General features: G+C 71.4%; 26 protein-coding genes and 1 pseudogene. 14 read left to right on the top strand and 13 right to left on the bottom strand.

Translation table 11 applies throughout. The features are described from left to right. The first annotated feature begins 12 nt into the window (after positions 1–12). A complete protein-coding gene (locus AB0P07_RS06840) occupies positions 13–360 on the top strand; it encodes a LysR substrate-binding domain-containing protein (protein ID WP_365547052.1) in 348 nt (115 codons plus the stop codon). On the opposite strand, the gene AB0P07_RS06835 is transcribed toward AB0P07_RS06840, so the two are convergent. Further along, positions 299–892, bottom strand: coding sequence for a TetR/AcrR family transcriptional regulator (locus AB0P07_RS06835; protein WP_102930292.1), 594 nt, complete (start codon positions 890–892; stop codon positions 299–301). The two genes, AB0P07_RS06840 and AB0P07_RS06835, sit on opposite strands and share 62 nt — an antisense overlap. A gap of 149 nt (positions 893–1,041) precedes the next feature. Next, positions 1,042–1,812, bottom strand: coding sequence for an SDR family oxidoreductase (locus AB0P07_RS06830; RefSeq protein WP_365546155.1), 771 nt, complete (start codon positions 1,810–1,812; stop codon positions 1,042–1,044). Between the two features lie 178 nt (positions 1,813–1,990). On the opposite strand from AB0P07_RS06830, the gene AB0P07_RS06825 reads away from it, so the two are divergent. Then, complete coding sequence (locus tag AB0P07_RS06825) at positions 1,991–3,256, top strand: DUF1343 domain-containing protein (protein WP_365546152.1); 1,266 nt, start codon at positions 1,991–1,993, stop codon at positions 3,254–3,256. A gap of 16 nt (positions 3,257–3,272) precedes the next feature. Here AB0P07_RS06825 and AB0P07_RS06820 read toward each other — a convergent pair whose 3' ends face one another. Further along, on the bottom strand, positions 3,273–6,083 hold the full coding sequence (locus AB0P07_RS06820) for a penicillin acylase family protein (RefSeq protein WP_365546149.1): 2,811 nt from the start codon (positions 6,081–6,083) through the stop codon (positions 3,273–3,275). Positions 6,084–6,305: 222 nt separating this feature from the next. Between AB0P07_RS06820 and AB0P07_RS06815 the strand changes: the two genes are divergently transcribed. Further along, the gene (locus AB0P07_RS06815) at positions 6,306–6,908 is read left to right on the top strand and encodes a hypothetical protein (protein WP_102930296.1); all 603 of its coding nucleotides are present in this window, start codon (positions 6,306–6,308) and stop codon (positions 6,906–6,908) included. Between the two features lie 169 nt (positions 6,909–7,077). Continuing rightward, on the top strand, positions 7,078–7,818 hold the full coding sequence (locus tag AB0P07_RS06810) for a 3-keto-5-aminohexanoate cleavage protein (RefSeq protein WP_365546146.1): 741 nt from the start codon (positions 7,078–7,080) through the stop codon (positions 7,816–7,818). 136 nt (positions 7,819–7,954) lie between these two features. Here AB0P07_RS06810 and soxR read toward each other — a convergent pair whose 3' ends face one another. After that, the gene (gene soxR / locus AB0P07_RS06805) at positions 7,955–8,482 is read right to left on the bottom strand and encodes a redox-sensitive transcriptional activator SoxR (protein WP_365546143.1); all 528 of its coding nucleotides are present in this window, start codon (positions 8,480–8,482) and stop codon (positions 7,955–7,957) included. A 138-nt stretch (positions 8,483–8,620) separates the two neighbouring features. Here soxR and AB0P07_RS06800 point away from each other — a divergent pair, with 138 nt between their 5' ends. Beyond that, positions 8,621–9,082 (top strand): MaoC family dehydratase, encoded by a 462-nt coding sequence (locus AB0P07_RS06800; RefSeq protein ID WP_365546140.1) that lies wholly within the window; start codon positions 8,621–8,623, stop codon positions 9,080–9,082. Here AB0P07_RS06800 and AB0P07_RS06795 read toward each other — a convergent pair. The 3 genes from AB0P07_RS06795 to AB0P07_RS06785 form a co-directional block, all read right to left on the bottom strand. After that, positions 9,073–9,717 (bottom strand): TetR/AcrR family transcriptional regulator, encoded by a 645-nt coding sequence (locus tag AB0P07_RS06795; protein WP_365546138.1) that lies wholly within the window; start codon positions 9,715–9,717, stop codon positions 9,073–9,075. The two genes, AB0P07_RS06800 and AB0P07_RS06795, sit on opposite strands and share 10 nt — an antisense overlap. Positions 9,718–10,000: 283 nt before the next feature. Then, positions 10,001–10,315 carry a YiaA/YiaB family inner membrane protein gene (locus AB0P07_RS06790; protein ID WP_365546135.1) on the bottom strand — a complete coding sequence of 105 codons (315 nt, stop codon included), beginning with the start codon at positions 10,313–10,315 and terminating at the stop codon, positions 10,001–10,003. A 61-nt stretch (positions 10,316–10,376) separates the two neighbouring features. Beyond that, positions 10,377–11,528 carry an acyl-CoA dehydrogenase family protein gene (locus AB0P07_RS06785; RefSeq protein WP_365546132.1) on the bottom strand — a complete coding sequence of 384 codons (1,152 nt, stop codon included), beginning with the start codon at positions 11,526–11,528 and terminating at the stop codon, positions 10,377–10,379. 102 nt (positions 11,529–11,630) lie between these two features. Here AB0P07_RS06785 and AB0P07_RS06780 point away from each other — a divergent pair, with 102 nt between their 5' ends. Further along, positions 11,631–12,272: a TetR/AcrR family transcriptional regulator gene (locus tag AB0P07_RS06780; protein ID WP_228955586.1), complete on the top strand. Its 642-nt coding sequence runs from the start codon at positions 11,631–11,633 to the stop codon at positions 12,270–12,272. Here AB0P07_RS06780 and AB0P07_RS06775 read toward each other — a convergent pair. Continuing rightward, a pseudogene (locus AB0P07_RS06775) lies at positions 12,256–12,576 on the bottom strand (SpoIIE family protein phosphatase); the annotation flags it as partial. The gene AB0P07_RS06780 and the pseudogene AB0P07_RS06775 sit on opposite strands and share 17 nt — an antisense overlap. Before the next feature lie 30 nt (positions 12,577–12,606). Continuing rightward, on the bottom strand, positions 12,607–12,741 hold the full coding sequence (locus AB0P07_RS06770; protein ID WP_365546129.1) for a hypothetical protein: 135 nt from the start codon (positions 12,739–12,741) through the stop codon (positions 12,607–12,609). Positions 12,742–13,189: 448 nt separating this feature from the next. On the opposite strand from AB0P07_RS06770, the gene AB0P07_RS06765 reads away from it, so the two are divergent. Further along, entirely contained in the window at positions 13,190–13,405 is a 216-nt protein-coding gene (locus tag AB0P07_RS06765) for a hypothetical protein (protein WP_365546127.1), read from the top strand. Between the two features lie 317 nt (positions 13,406–13,722). Here the strand turns inward: AB0P07_RS06765 and AB0P07_RS06760 are convergent, their stop codons facing one another. After that, the gene (locus AB0P07_RS06760; RefSeq protein ID WP_365546124.1) at positions 13,723–14,436 is read right to left on the bottom strand and encodes a haloacid dehalogenase-like hydrolase; all 714 of its coding nucleotides are present in this window, start codon (positions 14,434–14,436) and stop codon (positions 13,723–13,725) included. 4 nt (positions 14,437–14,440) lie between these two features. Next, positions 14,441–15,877 carry an IMP dehydrogenase gene (locus tag AB0P07_RS06755; protein WP_365546122.1) on the bottom strand — a complete coding sequence of 479 codons (1,437 nt, stop codon included), beginning with the start codon at positions 15,875–15,877 and terminating at the stop codon, positions 14,441–14,443. Between the two features lie 920 nt (positions 15,878–16,797). Here AB0P07_RS06755 and AB0P07_RS06750 point away from each other — a divergent pair. The 6 genes from AB0P07_RS06750 (at position 16,798) to AB0P07_RS06725 (ending at position 22,025) form a co-directional block, all read left to right on the top strand. Then, complete coding sequence (locus AB0P07_RS06750) at positions 16,798–18,015, top strand: cytochrome P450 (protein ID WP_365546119.1); 1,218 nt, start codon at positions 16,798–16,800, stop codon at positions 18,013–18,015. Positions 18,016–18,091: 76 nt separating this feature from the next. Continuing rightward, positions 18,092–19,042, top strand: a complete 951-nt coding sequence (locus AB0P07_RS06745; protein WP_365546116.1) for a hypothetical protein — start codon at positions 18,092–18,094, stop codon at positions 19,040–19,042. Between the two features lie 4 nt (positions 19,043–19,046). Then, positions 19,047–19,766, top strand: a complete 720-nt coding sequence (locus AB0P07_RS06740; RefSeq protein ID WP_365546113.1) for an SDR family oxidoreductase — start codon at positions 19,047–19,049, stop codon at positions 19,764–19,766. 518 nt (positions 19,767–20,284) lie between these two features. After that, positions 20,285–20,410, top strand: coding sequence for a DUF6875 domain-containing protein (locus AB0P07_RS06735; RefSeq protein ID WP_365546110.1), 126 nt, complete (start codon positions 20,285–20,287; stop codon positions 20,408–20,410). Next, positions 20,401–21,123, top strand: a complete 723-nt coding sequence (locus AB0P07_RS06730) for a tryptophan 2,3-dioxygenase family protein (RefSeq protein ID WP_365547049.1) — start codon at positions 20,401–20,403, stop codon at positions 21,121–21,123. The genes AB0P07_RS06735 and AB0P07_RS06730 overlap by 10 nt, the downstream gene beginning before the upstream one ends. Further along, on the top strand, positions 21,120–22,025 hold the full coding sequence (locus tag AB0P07_RS06725; protein ID WP_365546107.1) for an aminotransferase class I/II-fold pyridoxal phosphate-dependent enzyme: 906 nt from the start codon (positions 21,120–21,122) through the stop codon (positions 22,023–22,025). The genes AB0P07_RS06730 and AB0P07_RS06725 overlap by 4 nt, the downstream gene beginning before the upstream one ends. A gap of 53 nt (positions 22,026–22,078) precedes the next feature. Here AB0P07_RS06725 and AB0P07_RS06720 read toward each other — a convergent pair whose 3' ends face one another. Next, a complete protein-coding gene (locus tag AB0P07_RS06720; protein WP_365546104.1) occupies positions 22,079–22,810 on the bottom strand; it encodes an AfsA-related hotdog domain-containing protein in 732 nt (243 codons plus the stop codon). A gap of 285 nt (positions 22,811–23,095) precedes the next feature. Continuing rightward, on the bottom strand, positions 23,096–24,154 hold the full coding sequence (locus AB0P07_RS06715; RefSeq protein WP_365546101.1) for an acyl-CoA dehydrogenase family protein: 1,059 nt from the start codon (positions 24,152–24,154) through the stop codon (positions 23,096–23,098). Between the two features lie 366 nt (positions 24,155–24,520). Between AB0P07_RS06715 and AB0P07_RS06710 the strand changes: the two genes are divergently transcribed. Further along, a complete protein-coding gene (locus AB0P07_RS06710) occupies positions 24,521–24,853 on the top strand; it encodes a hypothetical protein (protein ID WP_365546099.1) in 333 nt (110 codons plus the stop codon). The last annotated feature ends 2 nt before the right edge of the window (positions 24,854–24,855 follow it).

Below are 24,855 nucleotides of genomic sequence, written 5' to 3'. Positions count from 1 at the left end.
CATGCCTCCTGGCTGGCTCGCGGACCGAGCAGCGGTCCAACAGATGGACGGCTCGCGGCCCACTGCGGTCTGGAGCGCCGCATCACCTGTGACGTGACCCGGATCGGGCTGCTGGTCGACCCGGTGCGGGCCGGGATCGGCGTGGCGTTCGTGCCGCGCCGGATCGGTGAGCGCGCCGGGCTGCCGTGTGTGGAGATCCGGCAGCCGGAGCCGGGCCGGACCGTCGTACTGGCCGGGCGCGGGCCGCGGCCGCGCAATCCCGCGGCGGCGGCCCTGGCCGATCACCTCACCGGGCGTCTCACGGACGCAGCGCCCGCAGCAGCAGGTCCGCCAAGTGGTCGGCGACCTCCTGCGGGCTGAGCGGGCCGTCGGGGCGGTACCAGGTGGACAGGTGGTGGATGGAGCCGAAGTGGTAGTCCACCACCAGGTCGGCCGGGGTCTCCTTGGTGAAGACGCCGGTCCGCTGCCCCTCCTCGATGAGCGCCCGGAAGCGCTCGTGGTAGCGCCGGCGCTCCGCACGCACCTGCTTGTTCTTCTCCGGGCTGAGCTGGTGCATGGAGCGGAAGAAGATCGACGCGTCGTCGAGGTTCTCGATGGTGGTGACGACGACGTCGGCCGCCGCGTCCCGCACCCGCTTCTCGACCGGCTCGTCGGCGTCCGCGAAGGCGTCCAGGCGTTCCTGCTGGAGGCGCAGCACGCGCGCGTACACCTCGTGCAGGAGATCGTCCTTGGAGCCGAAGTAGTGGTACAGCGCCCCCTTGGTGACGCCTGCCGCCTCGACGATCTCCTGTACCGAGGTGCGGTCGTAGCCCTGCTCGGCGAAGAGCCGGGTGGCGGCGGCCAGGAGCCGCTGCGGCACCGGAGTGCCGTCCCCGTCCGTGGTCCTGGGCACTGCCGTCACCTGCCTTTCCGTTTCGCTGTCCGTTCACTGTCGGGTCCTGCCGCGTAGGGGAACGCGGTTCCCGACGGAGGATCTTCCCACTTTCCGGCTTCGGCGCGTCGGGCAGGGCGCCCGGCGCGGGGCGGGCGCCGGGCGTGCGGTCACCCGGCCGTCGTTTCCTCCCACTGCCGCTGGACCCGGTTCATGCCGCGCATCCAGCGGTCGGGGTCGGCGGCCCGCGCCTGGTAGTACCCGGCGACCTCGGGGTGCGGCAGGATCAGGAAGCGGTCCTCCTCGATACCCTGGAACAGGGCGTCCGCGACGTCGCCCGGTTCGATCGCGGTGGGCCGCAGCACCAGGTCGCCGGCGCTGCCGGTGGCGGCCAGCATGTCGGTGCGCACGCCCTGCGGACAGATGGCGTGGACCTTGATCCCGCGGTGGCGGTACGTCAGGGACAGCCACTCGGCGAAGGCGTACGCGCCGTGCTTGGTGACGCTGTACGGGGCGGCGCCGATCATGGTGAGCAGTCCGGCGGCGGAGACGGTGGAGACGAAGCGGCCGCTGCCGCGCTCCAGCCAGTCGGGGAGCAGTGCGTGGGCCGCGCGGACGTGTGCCATGACGTTGACGTCCCAGGCCAGTGCCCAGACGGACTCCTCCGCCGCCTCCGAACCGCCGCATCCCACGCCCGCGTTGGCGCAGTACACGTCGACCGTGCCGCCCAGCGCGTCACGGGCCTCGGTGATGATCGCGGAGGCGTCGCCGGGAACCGCGACGCCGCCGATCTCGTCGGCGACGGCCTTCGCCCGCACGGCGTCCAGGTCGTTGACGACGACCCGGGCCCCCTCGGCGGCGAATCGCCGGGCCAGCGCGGCCCCGATGCCGCCTCCCGCCCCGGTGACGACGACTCCGGCATCCTGCACGGCTTCCACCATCGGTCTCCTTCGACACGCGACACGCTTCGGGCACTGCCCGCTGCCCGTTGGAGCGCCAGACTAACCAGTCGGTATGTACGGCGGAAGAGGCGAACCGCGGTCTACTCCATTCCCTGCGGCCCGAGCGCGGGTTAGCGTGCGTGCGCATGACACCCGCCGCGATCACGGAGGTCACCGCATGACGCTGTCCAGACGCAACCTGCTCGCCACGACGGCCGCGGTCGCGGCCGGCACCACCACCGCCGCCGCCGTGTCGACCGGCACGGCACACGCGGCACCCGCGGGGCACGGGGGCCGTCGGCTGCGCACCGGCTTCGAGCGCCTCGCGGACGGCGGCTACGCCCCGCTCGACGGGCAGAAGGTCGGCATCGTCACCAACCCGACCGGCATCACCCGCGACGTACGCCACATCGTCGACGTCATGCACGCCGACGACCGGGTGAACCTGACCGCCGTCTTCGGCCCCGAGCACGGCTTCCGGGGCACGGCGCAGGCGGGCGGCTCGGAGGGCCGCTACGACGACCCCGCGACCGGGCTGCCGGTGTACGACACGTACCTCAAGAACGGACAGCCGCTCGCGGACGTGTTCACGGCGTCCGGTGTGGACACCGTCGTCTTCGACATCCAGGACGTGGGCGCGCGCTTCTACACGTACATCTGGACGCTGTTCGACTGCATGGAGGCGGCCTCGCTCGCGGGGAAGCGGTTCGTGGTCCTGGACCGGCCGAACCCGGTGACCGGGCGGGCGGCCCTCGGGCCGGTCCTGCACGAGGAGTTCGCCACCTTCGTCGGGCGGCAGCCGATCGCGCAGGCGCACGGCATGACGGTCGCCGAGCTGGCGCTGCTGTTCAACGGAGAGTTCCTCGAGTCGCCGGTGCCGCTGGAGACGGTGACGATGACGGGCTGGAAGCGCTCGGAGTTCTACGACGCCTCCGAACTGCCCTGGGTGCCGCCGAGTCCGAACATGCCGACGCCGGAGTGCGCGCTGGTGTACTCGGGGACCTGTCTGTTCGAGGGCACGAACCTCTCCGAGGGGCGCGGCACCACCCGCCCGTTCGAACTGCTGGGCGCCGAGGGGATCGACGGGGGCTGGGCCGCCGCCGCGAACGGGGCCGGCCTGCCGGGTGTGCGGTTCAGGGAGGCGTACTTCGCGCCCACCTTCTCCAAGTTCGCGGGCAGGACCGTCGGCGGTGTGCAGCTTCATGTGCACGACCGGGCCGCGTTCGACCCGGTGCGCACCGGCATCGCCCTCCTGGTGACCGCCAGGCGGACCTGGGAGGGCTTCGCCTGGCGGCCGGACAACTGGATCGACAGGCTCACCGGGTCCACGCAGGTGCGCACGATGATCGACGCGGGCGCGGACACCGACGAGGTGGTGGACGGCTGGGAGAGGGAACTGGCGGCGTTCCGCAGGATCCGCCGCCAGTACCTGCTCTACAAGTGACCGTCGACCCGGCCGGTCACCGGTGCGACGTGAACTCCACGACCTGCTGGTAGGTCGGCCGGTTCTGCCAGCCGATGCCGCCGTGCTTGATGCCGCCGAGGGTGCGGTGGATCACCGAGTCGGCGCACCACTGGTCCCCGGCCGAGCAGTTGTCGTCGCCGGGATAGACCTGGGCGGCCGTGCGGCCCGCGGCCTCCTTGAGGGTGGAGACCAGGGTGTCCCGGCAGGCGGCCAGGTCGCCGTCGCCGCAGTACGTGTGCGCGAGCGGGCCCTTGACGGACTCGCCGAGCACGGCCCGGAGGTCCTTGTCGACATAGCTCCACCAGCCGTACTGGAAGGCGCTGCCGGCGTGGGCGCCGGTCGGGCCGTGGGCGGCGGACGGGGACTCGTCGACGGGCAGGTTGCGGGTGAGGGCGGTGTAGAGGTCGGTGCCGAGGCCGGGTTCGAACTCGGCCTTCACCAGCAGCGGCCACCAGGCGTCCAGGGTGCGGATCGCGTCGGCGTGGGCGTACTTCTTCGAGCCCGCCGAGGTCTCCGTGCGCAGGCCGCCGCCCTGCGACAGCCACGCCTTCAGCCCGTCCACGGCCGCCTTCGCCGCCGGGTCGGTCACCGGCGCGGACTCGACCACCTTCAGCAGGTCGGGCAGGACGTCCTCGGCGCGCAGGTCGGCGAGGGCGGCCTCGGCCATGGCCTTGACGAGCGCGGTGCGGGTGACGCCGCCTTCGGCGACCAGCTTCTTCACCCGGTCGTCGAGGAGGTTGCCGCGGTGGACGGAGCCGTTGCCCCAGGAGGCGGCGGGGTAGTCCTTGGCCTGCTTGTTGTTCCAGGAGATGTAGTAGTCCTGGTCGACCGACTGCGGGTGGGCGGAGGCGCCGGTGTACCGGGCGGTGTTGTCGGCCGGGTCCCAGCCCCGCCACTCGTACGCCTGCCGGGCCCAGACCGGGAACTCGGCGTCGACGCCGTCCGCGCGCACCGGGTTGTCTCCGCTGTTGTAGTACGCGGTGTGCTCGGAGTCGGCGTAGAACCAGTTGAAGGTGTAGTTGATGTGCTGGACGGCGCCCCGGAAGCGCTCCGGGCTGTTGAGGTAGTCCGGGTCGTTCAGCATCTGGAAGCCGATGATGGAGTCGGCCTCGTGGAGGTAGGAGGAGCGCAGGGTGGTGTAGGCGACCTTCTTGCCGCCCACCGTGGCGCGGGACTCGACGGGACCGTACTTGGTGCGCCAGACGCGCATCGTGTAGGAGCCGGCCGCCGTGGCGTCGGCGACGGTGGGCTTCCAGGCGTTGTGCCGCTCGACCTTCTCCATGGGCGTGCAGGTGCCGCGGTAGAGGTAGTGGTGGTCGTCCTGGCACAGCTCGACCGCGTAGGTGTCGATGATGTCCTGGCCGGAGGTGGTCGCGCTCCAGGCGTAGTCCTGGCCGCGGCCGAGTTCGACGTACATGCTCAGGCCCGCGAAGGAGGCGCCGCGGGCGCTGATGCCGGGGCCCTGGATCTCCTGGAGCATGAGCAGTTGCGGGGCGAAGTAGCCGGTCTGCGGTCCGAAGACGGCGACGGGGTGGCCGCTCGCGGTGTGCTCGCCGCTGACGACCAGGGCGTTGGACATGCCGCGCCGCGCCGAGGTCACGGCGGTGTCGGCCGCCTTGGCGGAGGCACCGGTCGCGCCCGCCGCGCCGGCGCTGCCCGTACGGTCGTACACCAGCGGTTCCGCCTCGACCGAGCCGGCGTCGGGCAGGGCCCGGCCCTGGGGGTCGTCCGGGGTGGGCAGGTACGGGAAGCTGCCGTCCCGCTGGGTGAGGACCGCCTCGGGGTCGTTGCGCTGGCGGAAGGACTCCCAGACCTTCGTGCCCTCGGCGACGCCGTACTTCTCCTGGGCGGCGAGGAGGGAGAGCGCGTTGTTGACCTCGCCGCCGCCTCCGGCGCCGAAGAGGGAGCCGATGACGGAGGCCAGCGCGATCAGGTCGGTGCGCTTGAAGTGCTCGATGGTGCCGGCGTTGGTGATGGCGTCCTTGTGTCCGGTCAGGACGTACTCGCCGGGGAAGTAGCGGCCCTTGTCGGAGGCGTCGATGTAGGCGTTGACGCCGGCGACGTAGGCGTCGACGTCGGCCAGGGCCAGCTCGCCGCGTTCACCGGCCTTGGCTGCGGCGCTCTCGATCTGCGCCTCCAGGTCGGCCTCGGTGTAGGGGGCGCTGCGCCAGAACTGCTGCTCCAGGCCCTGGTTGGCGGGGGCGCCGCCGGCGAAGGGGGTCAACTGGCCGCGTCCGACGTGCCGGAAGAGGTCCATGAGCCACAGCCGGTCCTGGGCGGCCGCGTAGCCCGCGCCGAACTCGGTGCCGTAGCGGGTGGTGCCGGTGATGTGCGGCACGCCGGTCTTCTTGTCGCGGACGATGGTCACGTCGTCGCGTCCGGCGGGGCGGACGGTGGAGGCGGCCTGGCCGTCCGGGACGCCGAAGGAGGCGTCGTTGAAGAAGTCGTTGATCTTGTCGTTGGTGAGGCCCTTGTAGCCGGCGGCGAGGTCGGCGTAGGGGCCGAGCTGGTCCTCGGCGTGCGCCGGCTGGGTGCCGAACGCCTGGTTGAGGAGGATCTGGGCGAGGGTGGCGTTGCCGTTCTGGCCGGGCGGCAGGATGTCGGAACACTGGCCGCCGCAGTGGTCGTTGGCGACGGCATCGGCGGCCGTGACCTCGGTGGACCCGGTCCCGGCGGCCATCGCCGGGGAAAGCGGTGACAAAGCTCCGGCAATGAGGGCGCATACGGATGCGGTCTTCAGGAACCCGTGGAGACCGCGGGGAGTTCTCAGTCTGTCGAGGGCGTTGCGTGGGGTGCGCCGTGGCATGGCAGCTCCTCCCGACGGGGGTGTGGCGGGACGTTACCGCCGGTATCCCCGAGTGGGAAGGTGAACATGCGTCACTTTTTTGGAGCGGCTGGATCGGCTTATGGGGGGCATCGGAAATCGGATGGAGCCGAATCGGTTGTCGATACGTCTATTCGGCGACGTCCGTACGACGACGCCGAAGTGACCGAAGTACAGGTGCAGGTGTGACGGAGGTGCAGGGCGATGGCCGGTTTCCGAAGTCTGGCGAGACAGGTCCGCGATCCACGGTGCGACCTGGCGCTGCGGCGCTATTCGCTGCGCAAGTGCCTTGAGCGTTTCGCCCCTTACGGGCACAGGGCGACCTGGGACCATCTCTGCTCCCGGGCCGGGTTCGGTCCCGAGGACCGCTCCCCCGACCCAGCGCGGCTCGTGGCCGCACTGGAGGAGCTGGAGGAGGCGCGTTCGGTGTGGCTGGCCTACGAGGTCGGGTTCGCGGAGCGGCGCAGGAAGGAGAAGCACGACGGGCTGCGCAGGCCGGGCAGCGTGGACGACTGGCACCGGCTGACCTGGGGCGGGTTCGGGGTGGCCTGGTGCGACGACCCCCGGGTCCACCCCGACGGGCCGCTGGCGGAGGTGCTGCGCCGGCTGATCTCGGCGCTGGAGCGTGAGCCGGGGTCCGTGTGCCCGGTGTGCGACGGAGAGCGCCTCGTGTGGAAGTACGACCTGGACCACGAGCCCTCGACGGGCCCGGTCTGCACGGACTGCGGCATCCTCGTGCCGCGTCCCGTCCTCACTCCGGACGCGCGGGCGGCCGCCCGCCGGGGCCGGTTGCTGATGTCGGCGTAGCCGGCCGCGGGAGTGTGCCGGGGATGCCGCACTCCCGGTGGCCGGTACGGCACCCCAGTGGCGCCGTTCGGATGGCGCCCGTGCCGCTGCGACGGGCACTCCCCCACTGCCCGGACGGCGCGGGAGGCGCCCCGGCGGCGTTGTCAGTGGCACCCGGCACCATGGGGGAATGGTGCAGTTGTGTGCGAACGGGGCGCGGGGGAGCACCGACGGTGCGGTGGTGCCGCTGTCGCCGGAGGCGGTCGCGGACTCGGTGGCCGAAGCGGTCGCCGCCGGAGCCACGGACGTCCACGTCCACCCGAAGACACCGTGCGGGCGGGACACGCTGTCGCCGCGGGTGCTCGCGGCGACACTGGAGGCGATACGGGCGCGGCTGCCGGCCCGTGTGCCGGTCGGGGTCACGACGGGCGCCTGGGCCGAGCCCGATCCGGCGGCCCGGGTGGCGCGGGTCCGGAGCTGGACGGCGCTGCCGGACCACGCGTCGGTCAACTGGCACGAGCCGGGCGCCGAGGAGACGGCCGCGGCGCTGCTCGAACGCGGGGTGCCGGTGGAGGCGGGCGTGTGGTCCGGCACGGACGGTGCGGACCGGTTCCTGCGCTCACCGCTCGCGCCGAAGGTGTTGCGGGTCCTGGCGGAGGTCACGGACACCGACCCGGCGACCGCGCGCGGCTCGGCGCGGGCCCTGCTGACCGGGCTCGGCACGGCTCACGGCCGCCCCGTCCTGCTCCACGGCGAGGACGGCGGGGCGTGGCCGGTGCTGCGGCTGGCCGGCCGGCTGGGCCTGGCGACCCGGATCGGCCTGGAGGACACCCTGTTCCTTCCGGGCGGCAACCGGGCCGCCTCGAACGCCGAACTGGTCACCGCGGCGCTGACGGAGTGGACCTCCGCCCGCCGCGACGACGCGGAGTGAACCTCGGCCGGCCACGACGACGGCTGACGCCCGGCCACGACTACGACGGCTGACAAGCGGCCGGGCCGGAGGCTGACGGGCAGCACGGCGGCCGGGCCGGAGGCTGACCGGCAGCAGGACCGGGGCCACCGCTCGGTCAGTCGCCGCAGCACGGCACTTCCGGCTCCCGGGCGCCGCTCGGCCGTCGGCCGCTCCTGGCGGCGGAACCGCGTCGCTCCACGAGCAGCCGGGAGCCGGCGCGGCGTTCGCCGAAGGCGTCGTCGGGGTTGGACAGGACGCAGGTCTCCAGGGACAGGCAGCCGCAGCCGATGCAGTCGGTGAGGTGGTCGCGCAGCCGGTTGAGCTGTTTGATGCGCTCGTCCAGTTCGGAGCGCCAGGACTCGGAGAGCCGGGCCCAGTCGTCCGCGGTGGGCGTGCGCCCCTCCGGCAGTTCGGCGAGCGCCTCGCGGATCGTGGCCAGCGGGATGCCGACCCGCTGCGCCGCGCGGACGAAGGCGACCCGGCGCAGCGTGTCACGGCTGAAGCGGCGTTGGTTGCCCGAGGTGCGGCGACTGTGGATCAGGCCCTTGGACTCGTAGAAGTGCAGGGCGGAGACGGCGGCACCGCTGCGCGCGGCGAGCTGGCCGACCGTGAGCTCTTGGAGCTTCTCTGGAATCTGGGGCACCCCTCGAACCCTACCGACCCGGCCACTCGTCCGGCGGGCTCGTTGACACGGACTGCGGGGACCACCATGCTAAGCAGTTGCTTAGACTGACGCAGAGTGCAGACTCGCTTGGACCAGTACGACTTGGGAGGCCGGGACATGGCAGAGCCGAGGATCTTCACGTCCGCCGACGAGGTGAAGGCGGCGGTGGGTGAGCAACTCGGGTACACCGACTGGGTGGAGGTCGACCAGAAGCGGATCGACCTGTTCGCCGAGGCGACCGGGGACCACCAGTGGATCCACGTGGACCCGGAGAAGGCGGCCGCGGGGCCGTTCGGCAGCACGATCGCGCACGGCTATCTGACCCTGTCGCTGCTCCCACTCTTCGGGCCGCAGCTGATTCGGGTCGAGGGCGTGAAGATGGGCGTCAACTACGGCACCAACAAGGTCCGCTTCCCCGCCCCCGTGCCGGTCGGCTCGCGGCTGCGCGCCACGGCGACGATCACCGGCGTCGAGGACGTCAAGGGCGGGGTCCAGGTGAGCGTCGCCTTCACCGTGGAGCGCGAGGGCGGCGACAAGCCGGTGTGCGTCGCCGAGTCGGTCTCCCGCTACTACCTCTGAGCGACCCCCGAGGGTTCGGCCCCCACCATCCGCAGCACGAGGTCGGCGTAGAGCGCGCCCACCTCGTCGGGTGTCCGGGGGCCGTTCACGTTGAACCAGCGGGCCACGTCGATGCAGAGCGACAGCACGGCCAGCGTGGTGCCCTTGACGTCCGGCACGTCGAACTCGCCCGTCGCCACGCCGTCGTCGATGATGCCGCGCACCGCGGCGTCGCACTGCCGGCGCAGCGTGAGGATCTCCTCCCGGGCCTCGGGACCGAGCGCGTCCAGTTCGTACTGCACGACGCGCGCGGTCGTCCGCCGCCCGGCGTGCCAGCGGACGAAGGAGCTGACCGCGCCGGCGAGCCGTTCGGCCGCGCCGCCCTCGCCCTGGGCCGCGGAGCGCAGGATGGCCACCGCCCTGGTGTGACCGATGCGACTGATGCGGTGCAGCAGCTCTTCCTTGGTCTTGTAGTGGATGTAGAGCGCGGCCGGACTCATGCCGGCCCGGCCGGCGATGTCGCGGGTCGTGGTCGCGTGGTACCCGCGCTCGGCGAACGCCTCCACGGCGGCGACCAGGAGCCGCCGGGCCGCGTCAGGCGTGACCTCTTCCCACGGCTCGATGTCGCCGCCCGTCGTCTCGGCCGCCGTACTCATCGCGTGTTCGCCCCTCTCGGTGACAGGAGCACCACCATACCGCCGAAGGTGAGCGGTCGCTTAGGGCCTGTCCGGCGGATCAGGTCGCAGAAGGCCGCGGCGCCTCCTTGCCGCTGGTGGGCGGGGCCTGGCGCGTGCAGTTGCAAGGCGGAGGAGGGAGTCGACGCGATGGGGGCCCCTCCCGCGCGAGCGAAGCCGAGCGTGGAGGAGTCGGCGAGGGACGACAACGCCGTAGATGCGCGTGCCAGGCCCCGCGTCTGCGACAGGATCCGCCGGGCAGGCCCTAAGGGCGCTGGCCCGCAGGGGTGCCGCCCGGCTTCTGGAAGGGGTCGTGCTCGACGAGGATCTTGTCGAGCCGCGCCTGGTCGACCCGGCTGACTATCTGGCCGACCTCCTGCCGGTCCCGGACGATCTTGGCCAGCGTGAAGGCCGAGGTGACCAGGTACAGGACGGCGATGGCGAGGAAGGCCCGCACCCAGGCGTCGGCTCGGAGCTGGTAGATGCCGATGGCGGTGGCGGCCATGGCCACCGCGAACGAGGCGACGGCCTGCCCGTAGAAGGCCGCGGTGTTCTGCTGCTTGACCGGTGTGTCACTCATGGAAAGAAGGATCGGCGGATGTGGCACCCGCCACATCCGCCGAGATACTCAGGCCGCGTACTCAGAACGCCGAAACCCCGGTCAGCGCACGCCCGATGACCAGCTTCTGAATCTGGCTGGTGCCCTCGTAGAGGGTCATCACGCGGGCGTCGCGCAGCAGTTTGCCGGCCGGGTACTCGTCGATGTAGCCGTAGCCGCCGAAGACCTGGAGGGCGTTGTTGGCGGCGCGCACGGCGGCCTCCGAGGCGAAGAGCTTGGCCTTGGAGGACTCGACGGCGAAGGGCTGCCCGCGGTCGATCAGGTCGGCGACCCGCCAGGTCAGCAGCCGGGCGGCGTCCACGTCGAGGGCGATGTCGCTGATCAGCTCCTGGACGAGCTGGTGGTGGGCGATGGTCTTGCCGAACTGCTCCCGCTCCCCCGCGTACTGCACGGCCGCGTCCAGCGCGGCCTGGGCTATGCCGACGCAGCCGGCCGCGACCGACATCCGCCCCTTGGCGAGGGCCGACATGGCGACCGAGAAGCCCTTGCCCTCGGGGGCCAGCATCGCGGAGGCGGGGACGCGGACGTCCTCCAGGACCAGTTCGGCGGTCGCCTGGCCGCGCAGCCCGAGCTTGCCGTGGATGGTGCGGCGGGTCAGGCCGGGCGTGTCGGTGGGGACCAGGAAGGCGGAGACGCCCTTGTGGCCGGGGGCGTCCGTGGAGCGGGCGAAGAGCAGGACCACGTCGGCCCAGGTGCCGTTGGTGATGAACGTCTTGGTGCCGTTGATGACGTAACCGTCGCCGTCGCGCACCGCGCGGGTGGTGAGGTTTCCGGCGTCCGACCCGGTGCCGGGCTCGGTGAGGCCGAAGCAGCCGACGTACTCGCCGGAGGTGAGGCCGGGCAGCCAGCGTCGCTTCTGCTCCTCCCTGCCCCAGGCCGCGACGGTCTTGGCGACCAGGCCGAGGGAGACGGAGACGATCCCGCGCACGGAACTGTCACCGCGCCCCAGCTCCTCCGTGACCAGGCAGTAGGCGAGGTGGTCGCCGCCGCTGCCGCCGTACTCCTCGTCGATGGTGAGGCCGAGGAAGCCGACCTCGCCGAGCTTCTTCACGATGCCCCGGTCCACCTCCTCGGCGCGGTCCCACGCGACGACGTTGGGGGTGATCTCCCGGGCCACGAAGTCCCGGGCGAGCCGCCGTACGGCGCCCTGCTCCTCGCTGAGCTCCAGATTCATGCCGAGTCACCCCACAGAAGACGGACCTTGAACGGCGGACCACCGGGCCCGCGTTGTAAATTAGCACTGCTAGTTTAAAGCCGCAGCCCTACTATGTGCGCCATGGCCCGACCGCGCAAGCCCCTGCTCAGCACCGACCGGATCGTCGAGACGGCGCGCGCGCTGGTGGACGCGGAGGGCCTCGCGGCCGTCTCCACGCGCCGGCTGGCCGCGGAACTGGGAGTCAGCGGGCCCTCGCTCTACAACCACTTCCGCACCAAGGACGAGATCCTGGAGGCCGTCGCCGACTCGGTGAGCGCGCAGGTCGACCTGTCGATGTTCGAGGACGGCCGGGAGTGGCGTACCGCGCTGCACGACTGGGCCGTCTCCTACCGGACGGCCCTGCGCGACCACCCCAACATCGTTCCGGTCCTGGCCCACGGCCCCGGCCGCCGCCCGGCCGCGCTGCACCTCGCGGACGCCGTCTACGGCGCGATGGTCCGGGCGGGCTGGCCCCCGGCCCAGGCCACGTCCATCGGTGCGCTGATGCGGTACTTCATCATGGGCTCGGCGCTCGGTTCCTTCGCCGGCGGCTTCGTGACCGACGCCGGTGCCTACGACCCCGCCGACTACCCGCACCTCCAGCAGGCCCACCTCCTGGCAGAGCAGCAGGAGAAGATCGACGAGCGGGCCTTCGAGACGGGCCTGACGGCGCTGCTGGACGGACTGGCCCAGCAGTACGAGCGGTTCACCCGGGACGGCTAGGGACCCCCAGGGCGAGTAGGGCGGTATCGTCGTCGACGCCGTCGCCGAGCTTCTCCAGCAGGGCGGCCGCGGCGGCGATCACGTCGCCGGGCGCCGTGGAGACCTGCCGGGCGGCGAAGTCCCGCAGCCGTTCGTCGCCGTAGAGGGTGGTGCGGTCGGGGTCCATGCGGGCCTCCGTCAGGCCGTCGGTGTAGAGCAGCAGGGTGTCGCCGGGGTCGAGGACGGCGGTGGCCGGGGTGAAGACGACGTCGGGCAGCGCACCGACCAGCATGCCGCCGGGGGTGGTGAGGTAGTCGGCCGGCCCCGGACCGTCCACCGGGGCACCCGTCGCCCGTCAGGTGAGTACCCCGAGGGCGAGCGCCACGGCGACGGCCAGCACGGAGGCCGGGCGCATCACCGCCCGCAGACGATCCACTGGGTTCCCGGCTCCGGAGGCAGCTGTGCGGTCGTCTTCGACGTTCTCTTCCACACGGCGCGGGTCCCTCTCCTGCGCCGGCGGAACCCGGCTTGACCATCCGTGGTCGGACGGCTGCCCCGTCGTGACGTCCCGGCCCGAGGGGGGACGGAGGCACGCCGTCCCGTGTGGGCTCGGTTGTGGATGGGGTCCGCCCCTGGCCGGGGGATCCTGCTCGGCATGGGCCAGGGGCGGTGAGGGGCACGGGGAGCACCCTCGATCACGCTTCCGTGCGCCTCCGGCCGGAGGATGCAGGCGCAGCTCTTTTCACCCGTGTGAGTGACAACTGCTTCTCCCCGTCCTGGACGCCCGTATCGCCCGCGCCTGCCGCTGGGCTTTGTCCGCCCCGCACCCCCGCCCTGGGCGGGGGTGCGGGGCGTGTTGCGCTCGTACGGGGGCATGCACAGGGGAAGACAGTCAACCGACCGGGTGGCTGTGCCGTCCCGTGTGCAGAGGTGTCGCGATGACGCATGCCCTGGTGCTGAAGACATTCCCCGCCGGTTCGCCCCGCGGCTCCTGGCCCGCCGAGGAGTTCGCGGCCCGCGTGCGCGAGCACGGTCGGGGCGCCGAGGTCGTCATGGATCTCGCCGCGGATGCCTTCCTCGCCGTCGAGACCTCTCCCTTCGCCCCCTCGGACACGTCCGGGCACGAGGCACCGGCCCTGGGGGCCGTGGCCTGACGCGCAGCCGTCAGCGTCTTTCGGTCGGGCACCGGGGTGGCGTACGTGAAGCACACACGCTCCGGACCGGCATCCGAGCGGCCGCTTGCGCACGACGGGCCACCTCGTCCGGACCGGGCGGGTGGCGTGAGCGGCCGTCGTGCGTCGGTCCGGGACATAATGCCGAGGTGCGCAGGAGAGGACAGCCGTCTCCGCGATCGTCCAAGCCTCCGGCGCGTCAGCGGATCCACCTCTGAATCCTTCCCGCCGGCCGGACGACACCCTCGTGCCCGTGCCCGTGCCCGGCCCACGGCACCGAGCCGTCCGCTGCCGCGCCTTCACGTGGGCGGAGGCTCCGTACTCGTCACCAACCGCATCAGGGGAGCTGCGTCCTCAAGTGTGTCGAGGCAGAGATCCGCACCTGCGGCGAGGAGGCGCACGCGGCTGTGGGCGCCACTCGCGACGCCTACGGCCACCGCCCCGGCCTCCCGCGCGGCCAGCATGTCGTGCGGAGTGTCCCCGACGACCACGGGCGTCGCCCACGCGTCGGCCGCGTAACGCGCTGCCGCCCGGCGGACAGCGGTGCGCACGAGGTGCCCTCTGTCCTCATGTTCCTCTCCGAAGGCGCTCACTGACAGGTCGAGGGTCTCGTCGAGGTGGAAGGCCGCCAGCTTCGCGTGGGCGCTGCTCTGGATGTTCCCAGTGACCACGGCGCAGACGACCTGGCGGTACCCGGCCAGCAGGGCCAGAACCTCCCGGGCGCCCGGCAGCGGCTGCCCGGTCCGGCGTGCGTGGGCCATGATGTCCGGCGACTGCCCGCGCAGGGCGCGGAGGAAAGCGGCGACCCCGCAGGGGTCGTCCGCTACACCGTTCAGTCGCAGGACCTCCGGAACGACCCGCAGCTCCGTGCGGCCCCGCATCGTCACGAACGTGGTCATGGGTCGGCCGAACAGGTCCGCGAAGGCCGCCCGGAACGCGGCGGGCGTCGCGCCGGTGGCATCCAGGAGGGTGTAGTCGATGTCCCACAGGACCAGTCGCCGGACTGTGCTCACCTGTTCACCAGCCCTGCGGCAGCGGCGCGCCCTCGGCGTAACCCGCGGCACTGTGGTGCACGCCCACGACCGCGCGTTCGCGGAGTTCCGGCAGCGATGTGGCCCCCGTGTAGGTGCAACCGCTGCGCAACCCTGCCGCGATGTGGTCGATGACATCCTCAAGGCCCTGCCGCTGCGGGTCAAGGCTGAGACGGCTGCTGCTGATGCCCTCGTCGAAGTACGAGGCCAGGGCCTGTTCGACCGGGTCGAGTCCGGAGGACCGGGCGCCGACCGCGCGCCGGGAGGCGATCCCGAAGCATTCCTTGTAACGCTGCCCGTCCTCACCGGTCATCAACGGAGGTGGGCTCTCCAAGGTCCGGGAGAACCACGACCCGACCATCACCGAGGACGCCCCGGCGGCCAGAGCGAGCACGACGTCCCGCGGATGACGGACTCCACCGTCCGACCAGATGCTGCGCCCGAGGCCGCGGGCCGCCTCGGCGCACTCCACGATCGCGCTGAACTGGGGCCTGCCCACGGCCGTCATCATCCGCGTGGTGCACATGGCCCCGCCGCCCAGACCTACCTTGACGACATCGGCGCCGGCACCGATGAGGGCCTCGGTGGCCTCCCCGGTCACCGCCACTCCGGCCACCAGCGTTCGGTCGCCCAGGGCCTCCCGCAGGGCCGCGACAGTCCGACGGGCCGGCTCCTGCGCGGCGTGCGGGGTGTGCAGGACGACGACGTCGGCACCGTATTCGATCAGTGCCTTGGCCCTGGAGACGGCCCCCTGCGTCATGCCGACGGCGACCGCGGTCAGCAGTCGGCCCCGGGCGTCGAGAGCCGGCGGAAAGAGCATCGAGCGAATGGCACCCCGGGGGGTGGCGACGGTGCCGGCCCTCCCAGCGCTCCGCACCAGTGCCATTGCGGCCCCATGAGAGGTCATCCGTAAGAACGCCTCCCGAGGATCGGTGTCCTCGCTGAGCGTCATCGGCTCCTCGGCCAGGTCCCCCACCCGGGTGTGCCCCTCGGCGCCGAGCAGTCGCAGCTCGGAAACTGTGCCCACAGCCGCCCCATGACCGTCCGTCACCACGAGCTGACCGTGTCCGTACCGGCCTGCCACGTGCCGTGACGCGGTGACAGAGGCGTCCGCGGAGACGGTCGGGGCCGTCTCCCACACCGGGTGGGCGGATTTGACGGACCGGATGGCCTCTCCCACGTACTGCTCGCCCAGGTCGTGCGAGAAGACGCCAAGTCCGCCCCGTCGCGCCATGGTTTCGGCCACTCGCCGGCCGGTGACCGCGAGCATGTCGGCCGAGACCAGTGGCAGCCGAGTGTTCGGCGGGTCGTCGGGCGTCAGGTCGACGTGGTGCCGGGAGCCCCCCTGGTAGTCCTGGGGGAGCAGGAACACGTCGGCGAAAGTGAATTCCCCGCGAGTGGGGACTTGGACTGCGTACCGCATGACATTCTCCTTCGTACCGGGCTCGGTCGGTCAGGTCGCAGGTGTGCCTTCTCAGGCTCTCCGTGGTGGGAACCGGTCTGGACGACCGGGGGCCGGACGCGTGTGCGTGGCACCGGGCGTGGCGGTGCTCCAGATGTCCGGCGCATCGTCTTCCAGTCAGTGGCGCGGTGGTGCGGATTCCCGCTGGAGGCAGTCGCGGAGTCGGGTCGGGTTCCGTGTCGAGGGGTCCGAGGGAGTGCGCCGGACGCGGCAAGGGGCTGTCCAGCGCGGCAAGAAGGGGCTGTCCAGCGCGGCAAGGACGCGCTCGACTGCACTCCTTCGCCCGTGTTCCGTTCCCCGTGCGGCAGTACGGGGCGATGAAGTGGGGGGCTGGCGCCTTTCCAGTTCGCCCGTCGGTGGGGGGAGCGAGCCGCTGCCAGTGAGGCCGGCAGGTCGGGGAGTGAGCGCACGCGGCATCGAACAGGTCCGGTGCGAACTCCGGGAGATGCGACGTCCCGCTGGCCTTGCGACCGCACGTGGTTGTCTCACAGCTCCTTCCCCACACTTCGTGCGCCATGCGCGCCGCGCACGCCATGACACCGGACTACCGCGCCGCCGGATGGCCGTGACACCTCGCGTCGCCCGCCGCGAGCCCGCAGGGAGGTCGACCGCGGCACCGACAACACCGGGAGATGGCCGGCCGGAGCGACCCTTCCCAGCCACCGGTCGGCAGGTCCCGGTCCTGCCGGTCGCGACGGGTCCGCCGGCACAGCGGCCCTGAAATCTGCGTCGAGCCAGGGATTTGCGCGTCGGCAGGATGTCTCAAACCCACCGTGGACGAAGAGTACTTAGGGCATCACGATGAGTGGCAACCAGGTGGTTCCCCGGCTCGGCACCGGCCGGGCCCCTCGGATCTGTCCTCCTCCTCGACGGGACCGCCCATGCACCATGAGGCACTCATTGACGGGGCGGATCCCGATCCGCGCTGCCCGACCCACCACCTGCCCCACGACCTGGGATCCTCGGACGATCCCTACCCGGTCCTGGAACCCCTGCGGGCCGCCGGACCGGTCGTCCGCGTCCGGCTGTACGAGCGGTTCGACGTGTGGTGGGTGACCACTCACGCGGCCGCCTCCGCCGCCATGGAGGCGTCGGAACTGTCCAGTGACCAGAGGCACGTTCACCCGTCCTTGGCCCAGCACGTGTCACCGATGCGCCTGGGTCTGATCGACAAGGACGGTCCCGAGCACGCCAGGCTGCGCACGGCCACGCTGGGTGCGTCCTCGGGCGGGGCCCTGCCTGCGTTCCGCCGGCACGCCGGGGCTCTGTGCGCGGAACTCGTCGGGGCCTTGCCCCCGCAGCGCACCACCGATCTCGTTCCCACCTTGATCGAGCCACTGGTCGACGAAACGATCGCGGGGTTCCTCGGCCTCCCGCAACAGGTCGACGCGGTGCTGCGCGCGCATGCCGACACCCTCGTCCGTCCGATGACCGGCGAGGCCATGAGGACGGAGATCACCGAAGCCCGCCGGGCACTCCGGCAGCATGTCCGCGCACTTCCGCAGCTGCGGCCTCCCTGCGCGGGGGCCGCCGGTTCGCGTGGTGAAGCGCTGCTGGACGAATGGACCGACGTACTGCTCCAGATGTACGTGGCCGGCCGCCGAAGCACCGCCGACTTCCTCTCCACGCTGGTTCTGGGGGTGCTCGCGCAGGATCGCTGGGCCGAGGGATGCCGCACGCCGCTGGCCCGCCGACGGCTCTGCGACGAGTACCTGCGGTTGGACGGCCCGATCGTGCGGGGTGTGTGGCGTTTCGCCCGGACAGACACCGTCCTGGCCGAGACCCCGATCAGGGCGGGCGACATCGTGATCGTCTCGCTCGCCCTGGCCGATCGCGATCCCGCCGCCTTCTCCCTTCCCGCCGTTCTCGACCCGGGGCGCACTCCCAACCGGCATCTCCAGTTCGGCCACGGCCCTCACCGCTGCACCGGCGTACCGCTCGTGTACGGCCTGGCCGACGCCCTGCTCGCCACCCTCACCCAGCGGTATCCCGACGCGAGTACCGCGGGCGGCGACCTCGCCCGCCGGTCCGGTCGTCACAGCATCTTCCGCGGCCCCGCCCGCGTAATGGCCGCTCTCGGCCCCCGGCAACCGGTCTGACGTGTGCCGGTGCCCGTCGATGTGCTCGCGCCCGCCACCGGGTCGGTTCCGGTCCCCGGACATGCTGGAGGAAGTCATGAAGCGCGTAGACATCGCGTGGCCCGCCCTCGACGCGAAGGTCACCGCCGTCCTCGCCGAGGACCTCAATCCCGAACTGGCACGGGCCTGGTGGGACATGCTGCCGTACCGCAGCGTCCAGAGCCACGCCGTGGTGGCCGACGGCCACTTCTACCACCTCGCCCCCGGCGCGGAGCCCGTACACACCCCGCACCGGACAGCAGAGGACCGCAGTCTGGCGCCCGACGGCAGCGTGTACCTCTCTCGTCTCCAGCACCTCCTGATCAAGTACGCGCCGCTTCTTGAACCCACCGTGTGCGCCCGCATCGCCCGCATTCAAGAAGAGGACCTTCCGACGCTTCGCCAAGTGGCCGAGCAGTGCTGGGAATCCGTGTACCGCACCAAGCGGATCCTCGAGGTGCGCGTCACCCGTCACAGCGTCCCTCCCGACCACTGGCGCCTGCCCGCCCAGCCCGGGGTCGTCGACCCCGACGCCCAGGCCCTGCTCGACGACCTCCACACGCACACCGAGCGCATCTGGCTCAGCCCGCCCGCCGATCTGCTGGCCCTGCACCGGGGAGACGTCCCGCTGGGCAGCCGTGGCCAGTACTTCTCCACGCTGGTCTACGTCAACGGAGAACTGCGCCTGCTCGGCTCCACCACCCTCAACCCCCTTGTGGCCGCCACCTTCGACCCGGACATCCCCCTGGCCGCGCTGCGCACACTGCTGCCCCGCCTGACAGCCATGCAGGCCGAATTCCTCGGTCACTGCGGTTTCCACGACCTCCATTCGCTCATGCACCGCACCCACCGCGCACTCCCCGCCCTGCGGACCACGGAAGAGTTCCGCTCCGTGACCACTGCCCTCGCTCTGTACGTGAACTGCCTGCGCCGATGGGCTCTGCACCTGTTTCCCTGGCGGCACGGCGAGGAACACCGCTTCTCGCCCGTCGCGGACCGGAACCGCTGACGCCGTGGACCTCGGACTTGCCGGACGCTGCTACCTCGTCACCGGTGGCAGCTCCGGACTCGGCTTCGCCGCCGCGCAGGCCCTGACGGACGAGGGCGCGCGAGTCGTCGTCTGTTCACGCCACCCCGACCGCGTCCACCGTGCCGTCGAACGGCTCGCTCCGCACCACAGCGTCGGCGTCACCGCCGACCTCCTGGACCCGGGCACACCGGAACGGCTCGTGCGCACCGCCCACGAAGCGTTCGGCAGACTCGACGGAGCCCTTCTGGGAACGGGCAACAGCACGCGCGGCACCGTCCTCGGCGCGACCGACGACGACTGGCGCGCGCACTTCGAGCTCCTGTTCCTCGCCGTACTGCGATGCGCGAGAACGCTCGCGCCCGCGCTGCCCGGCGACGGAGCGCTCGCCCTCCTCCTCTCCACATCCGCCAGGGCCCCGCTGCCCGACTTCGCCCTCTCCACAGGGCTGCGCCCCGGCCTGGCCATGGCCGCCCGCAGCCTCGCTGCCGAACTCGGCCCCCGCGGCATCCGCGTCCTGTCCCTGCTCCCCGGTCGCTTCCCCACCGGGGCCGCGCCCCTCGGACCGGACGAGAGCCCCCGGCGCATCTCCCTGCGCCGGTACGGTCGGCCCGAGGAGTTCGGCCGCTTCGCTGCGTTCTGCCTTTCCCCCGCCGCCGGCTACCTGACCGGAACAGAGCTTGTCCTGGACGGCGGAAAATTCTGACCGCGCCCCGCACCTCCCGCCGCCGGCCGCCATGCCTCCCGCCGGGCCCCTGCTCCACCCAACCGCTCCTGTGTACCCCGACGAGTTCCGCCACCGCCCGGCCGCCGGTTCGCGCCGGTCGAGCGCCGCTGCCGACGGAACGCAGCAGGGCTCGTGACAGGGACCGCGGTCACAGCGGTCCGGGAACGGTGACGGGGCTGGTCGTTCCACGTGGCGAAAATCTCCTCGAACCAGCCGCTCGGCCCTCCACGGCGTTCGGTCCCCGGCAGCGTGAGCAGCCGCCGTACAGCGGCGTCGCGGCAGAGCCGTGAGCGAAACGACGGGAATCTCAGCCACGCCATGCGCAAACGCGTTCTTCTCCGTGCCGGGGAAGTGCCGCACGGGGCGCGCGTTCCACGTCATCCGTCCCATGCGGCACAAGCTGCCCTGCAGTACCCGGTACACCCGTCCGAAGAAGCACGTCCTTCGACGGAGACTCCGGGTACCCACCAGGACCGCCCCAGTAGGAGGAAGACTCCATGAACGGTGATTCGGGCCGGCGAGCTGCCGGCCCCGGCGAAATCGACGAACTCAAGAAATGGATTGGGGATTTCCTGGCAGAACCTCACGAAGACCTCGGCAGGGAAGGAAGCGTCTGCCCGTAGAAATGACGTTCTACCTCATCGGACAGGCGAAGGAGTTGCTCTTCAAGCTGGTGCACGAGGAGGTGTCCGCGGCACGCTTGGCTCTCGTCGTCGACCGGGCTGACGAGGCCACCTGGAACCTTCGCCGAGCGACTGCGGCGCTCGGATCGCTCACCACCACCTGGGATGTCCTCGCCGGGATTTCACCAGCCGAGTTCAATGCGTTTCGGGAGCACCTCGGAGCAGCCTCAGGCATCGACTCCTACATGTACCGCATGCTGGAGTTCGCGCTCGGGCGGAAATCGGAAGCCATGGCACGTCGGCACGCGGACGTGGCCGGAGTGTCGGAATCCGTCCACCGGGCCCTGTTCCGCAGCAGCGTCTACGACGAGGCCCTGGGACTGCTGGAGCGGCGCGGCCTCCTCGACGACGGATCCGGCGACGGGGCACCGGCCACCGAGGCCGCACGTCGGGCGTGGGCCCGCGTCTACGACGAGCACGGCCCTTCGAGCGACCTGTTCCGACTGGGCGAAACGCTCATGGACGTCGCCCATGCGTTCAGCCAGTGGCGTGCGCTGCATCTGCTCCTGGTCGAACGCACGATCGGCAACAAACCCGGCACCGGAGGCACCACCGGGATCGATTGGCTGCGGCAGGCTGCCGAGCACCGGTTCTTCCCCGAGCTGTGGGAAGCACGTTCCCTCCTGTCGTCCAGTTCCGCCGCGTGGTCATGAACAGGGGAATCAGGCGTACCGCCGAACACCTGCAGGAAGGCGACGGCATGACACCGGGCGACCATGTGGCTCAGCAGGTGACCGAACGCTACCGAGCACTGAGCCCCGCTTCGGCGCGAGCCTTCGAGGAGATCGCGGTCCTGGTGAAGCGTGCGGGACGCGGTTGCCTGCTCGTCCTCAACCCGCAGCACAATCCGACGGGCACCAACTGGGCCGCCGACAGGGTCGAAAGCACCATCAGCCCGGCTGCGGCGCACCATGCGGCCGTTCTCCTGGACGACGCGTACTACGCTCTCCACACGCCTGGTGAACAGCCCACCAACGCTCTGCTGATGCTGGTCGAGGGGATACCGCGGACCAGCGCTCCCTGGCTCGCCACCAGAACGCTGGGCAAACAGTTCCACTGCAACGGCTGGGGTCTGGGTGCCCTCACCTCCCGGCCGGAGGTCCTGGCCGACTTGGCCCGCTTCACGCAGGAGCGTTCCTACGGCTGTGCGCTGCCTCTGCAGGCCGCCATGGCGGCCTGGCTGAGGAAGGAGGAAGCGGACGCGTTCCTCGATGGGCTGCGGCGCGGATACGCCGCAGCCCGGCGGCAGGTGGCCGACAGGCTCCGTCGCGACCTCGGATTTCCGCCTGACGCCGTGCACGTCGGGACCTGCAGTGCCTACCTCAGGTTCCGGGTACCGCCCCGCTTCGTGCGCGAGGGCTCGGAGGCGCACTACCGTCGGCTGTGCATGGCCGCCGGGGTACTGCCGGGAGCGGGCAGCATGACCGTCCCTGCGAGCACACCGTCCGTCCGGCTCGGCCCACCCACCGCCTACGTGCGCCTCTTCCTGGGGCAGCCCGGACACGTCCTCGACGAAGCGCTGGACCGGCTCGCCCGCGCGGAACTCGGTTGGTGAGACCTCCTGGCGGCCGCGGCGGCCGGTTGCGCCATCCGCCCCCGGAGGGTGTGTCATCCAAGCGTTTCAGCAGTCGCGGCGCACACGGTCGTCCCGGCCTTGCGGAAGGTCACGCACCACGCGGCGGTGTCTGCCTGACGGTCGACGGCACCGGCTTCGATGCGCACCGGACCTTCCAGGGTGCACAGGTGACGAAAGGCGAGGTCCATCGAGCGCACGGTGGCGCCCGGGGACGACGCCGCGAGGACGACCTGCCGCGTCGCCTCGGCGAACACCCGGCCCGTCACATGGTCCGAGGACGGCGGCAGCAGGTAACGGTGCGGGGCCGGCAGGCGCAGCAGGGCGACGAAGCGGCCGTCCGGTCGTCGGCTCAGGCCGGCCACGACCTGGTTCTCCGGCCGCGCGCGTACCGCGTGGAGGACGCCCGGCTCGGGTGGCAACGGGTGCTGGACATCGCCGGCTCGAGTGACCGACGGACCCCGCCAGGCCCGGTAGAGACGCCGTTCCAGGATCCCGGCCAGCGTCTCCCCGACGGCCACCGCCTCCCTGGTCGTGGCGGAGGTGATCACGCAGGACGCTCTCACCCGTCGGGTGCGTCCACTGCGGGTGGCCCGGACCAGGTCGACCCGGCTCCTCGCCAGCAGCCCGCCTCTCGTCTCGTCCAGGGGAGGTTCCTTCACGAGCAGCCGACTGCTGGACCAGGTGTTCAACGGCACCTCCCTGTCTCGCAGCAGACCGGCGGACTGGAGGGCTGCGTAGGCGCACTGCTCCACCACGGTGCGCACGAGAAGGGCATCGTGGGGAGTGTTCCGGCTTCCGCGATCACCGAAGTAGGGATGCGGAGTGGGGATTCGGAGACTGCAGAGGTAACCCGCTTCCTCCGTCTCGCGGAAATGGGATATGACGGTGTCGTCGCCACATGCCACGCCGGCCAGTCCGGGTGGCACGTGGGGCGCGGAGAAGTCCTCGCTCACATGTATCGTCTCCGTGATCAGCTCGAGTGCTTCGGGGCGATGGGGTTCCTGTCGGGGGAAGTCGTGGTGCTGAGCGCCGTCGCCTCGCGGTGGACGCTACGGCTCGACGGCTGCGGCGAGCGACGTCAGGTGGGCCGATCTGGCCTGCGCGGTCTGGCCCTGGATCAGCAGGAACAGGCCTTCCCTCGCGAGACGCTGTGCCGGACGGTCGAGATCCATCGCGCGGCCGCCTCCTGCGACCACCGCAGCGGTCGTGGCGGTGCGCATCAGGTGGTAGGCCCGTGTCCGCAACTCCAGGCGTTCGGGCACACGTTCCTCCGGCTCCAGGTGCTCGTCCAAGGCGTAGGCGCGTCGGCGCACCTCGTCGAGTCGGGCACGGAGCGTCCGGCTCGTCGATTCCGCGTCCGGAGACTGCTCCAGCAGGCGCAGGGCCGCGTACGCCACCCCGAACACCGCCGGGGAGGTGTTGGCACCGCGTGACGCGTCGTGACGCGCCCAGGCCTCCTGCGGTACCCGCAACACCACGGATTCGTCCGAGAGCCACAGCCCTCTCAACTTCAGCGACACCGTCCGGCTCGCGGACAGGGCCGCGAGCCGCATCGGCGGTGAGGCCTCGAGCCCGGGCCGGTCACGTGCGTCGGCGAAGGCGAACACCACCTCGGCGTCATCGCTGATGCCCGCCAGCAGCATCACGTCGTTCAGCCCCCAGCCCGTGTACCACGGTACGGCCCCGTCGAAGCACCATCCTCGCCGCTGCGGAGTGGCACGGACCAGAACACGGGGGTAGGCACGCACGTGCGCGTAGGCGACCCCGGACAGCAGCTCTCCCGTGGCCAAGGGCCGCAACAAGCTGTCCCGCGCGGGTTCTTCCGACCGGGCCAGGAGGCGGACCGGGGCGTGGTGCTGTGTCTGGACGAACCATGTCGCACAGCAGGCGCCCGCCAGGATCTCCTGGATCTCCCGGGCGACCGCGTCGGGAGCCCCAGCCCCTCCGTACGCTGCGGGGGCACTGGTTCCGAGGAGACCGGAAGCACGCAGGGCATCGATGTGGGAGACGGGCACGGTCGTCCGGTCAACTCGCTGCGCGTGGGGCGCGAGGAGGACCTCGGCGAGCCTGCGGGCCTGGCCGGTCAAGGGATGAGGTGTCGAGTCCACTGGAGGCCCCTTCGGGTCGACGCTCCTGACGAAACGCCTCACATCAGCATGCCCGTCGCCCGACGCGATGTCGAGGAGCGCACGAGGCCCCCTACGAGGACGGCTTCGCTTCCGACGGGCCGCACGGGCGACCGGTACGGGGATGCGCTCGGCGTACCCCGGGGGAGTGCGCGCGTAGAAAAGCGCCGCCTTTTCACCACGTGCTTCATCTCGGTCAGGCCTCCCGCCCCCCTGGTTGTCATGCTCGCATCCTTGGAGCAGTGCCATCTCGGGCGGCTTTCCTCCGCCGTCCCTCCACGCACACGCAGCGACGCGTTGCCGAGCGGCGCGCCTGCGACGTGTCAGCCATCCCGACAAAGGACACCCATGCGTACACCTCGTCGCATCGCCTTCGGTGCGGTCGCAGTCGCGGCCGGCGCTCTCCTCGTGGGAGCGAACACCGTTCCTGCAGCGGCCTCCGAGAGCGCGATCACCGGTTCCTTCGAGTACAGCGACCTGCTGGGCGGCAACAACCGCATCGTCGACCCCAGCGAGGGAACCTGCTACTACGTCACCAGCGTCGCACTGAGCGGCTTCAACAACACCGACGCGCGCGCCACGACCTACACCGACCTCAACTGCACCGTCCTCGGAACGGTGGTCAACCCGGGCAACGCCGCCGTGTTCCCCTTCGCCTCGGTCCGGTTAACCCTGCCGTAGCA

It is taken from the genome of Streptomyces sp. NPDC085944 (assembly GCF_040686295.1).
Classification (GTDB): Bacteria; Actinomycetota; Actinomycetes; order Streptomycetales; family Streptomycetaceae; genus Streptomyces; species Streptomyces salinarius.
The sequence above is the reverse complement of the archived record's forward strand: the minus strand, read 5'-3'. Positions and strand labels throughout refer to the sequence as shown.

Excerpts from the sequence above, each read along its gene's own strand:
- AB0P07_RS06800 (WP_365546140.1), top strand. The coding sequence starts at position 8,621 with ATGGCAGAGCCGAGGATCTTCACGTCCGCCGACGAGGTGAAGGCGGCG.
- AB0P07_RS06825 (WP_365546152.1), top strand. The coding sequence starts at position 1,991 with ATGACGCTGTCCAGACGCAACCTGCTCGCCACGACGGCCGCGGTCGCG.
- AB0P07_RS06765 (WP_365546127.1), top strand. The coding sequence starts at position 13,190 with ATGACGCATGCCCTGGTGCTGAAGACATTCCCCGCCGGTTCGCCCCGC.
- AB0P07_RS06795 (WP_365546138.1), bottom strand. The coding sequence starts at position 9,717 with ATGAGTACGGCGGCCGAGACGACGGGCGGCGACATCGAGCCGTGGGAA.
- AB0P07_RS06725 (WP_365546107.1), top strand. The coding sequence starts at position 21,120 with ATGAACAGGGGAATCAGGCGTACCGCCGAACACCTGCAGGAAGGCGAC.
- AB0P07_RS06755 (WP_365546122.1), bottom strand. The coding sequence starts at position 15,877 with ATGCGGTACGCAGTCCAAGTCCCCACTCGCGGGGAATTCACTTTCGCC.
- AB0P07_RS06790 (WP_365546135.1), bottom strand. The coding sequence starts at position 10,315 with ATGAGTGACACACCGGTCAAGCAGCAGAACACCGCGGCCTTCTACGGG.
- AB0P07_RS06735 (WP_365546110.1), top strand. The coding sequence starts at position 20,285 with ATGAACGGTGATTCGGGCCGGCGAGCTGCCGGCCCCGGCGAAATCGAC.
- AB0P07_RS06745 (WP_365546116.1), top strand. The coding sequence starts at position 18,092 with ATGAAGCGCGTAGACATCGCGTGGCCCGCCCTCGACGCGAAGGTCACC.
- AB0P07_RS06785 (WP_365546132.1), bottom strand. The coding sequence starts at position 11,528 with ATGAATCTGGAGCTCAGCGAGGAGCAGGGCGCCGTACGGCGGCTCGCC.
- AB0P07_RS06810 (WP_365546146.1), top strand. The coding sequence starts at position 7,078 with ATGGTGCAGTTGTGTGCGAACGGGGCGCGGGGGAGCACCGACGGTGCG.
- AB0P07_RS06750 (WP_365546119.1), top strand. The coding sequence starts at position 16,798 with ATGCACCATGAGGCACTCATTGACGGGGCGGATCCCGATCCGCGCTGC.
- AB0P07_RS06820 (WP_365546149.1), bottom strand. The coding sequence starts at position 6,083 with ATGCCACGGCGCACCCCACGCAACGCCCTCGACAGACTGAGAACTCCC.
- AB0P07_RS06780 (WP_228955586.1), top strand. The coding sequence starts at position 11,631 with ATGGCCCGACCGCGCAAGCCCCTGCTCAGCACCGACCGGATCGTCGAG.
- AB0P07_RS06710 (WP_365546099.1), top strand. The coding sequence starts at position 24,521 with ATGCGTACACCTCGTCGCATCGCCTTCGGTGCGGTCGCAGTCGCGGCC.
- AB0P07_RS06815 (WP_102930296.1), top strand. The coding sequence starts at position 6,306 with ATGGCCGGTTTCCGAAGTCTGGCGAGACAGGTCCGCGATCCACGGTGC.
- AB0P07_RS06830 (WP_365546155.1), bottom strand. The coding sequence starts at position 1,812 with ATGGTGGAAGCCGTGCAGGATGCCGGAGTCGTCGTCACCGGGGCGGGA.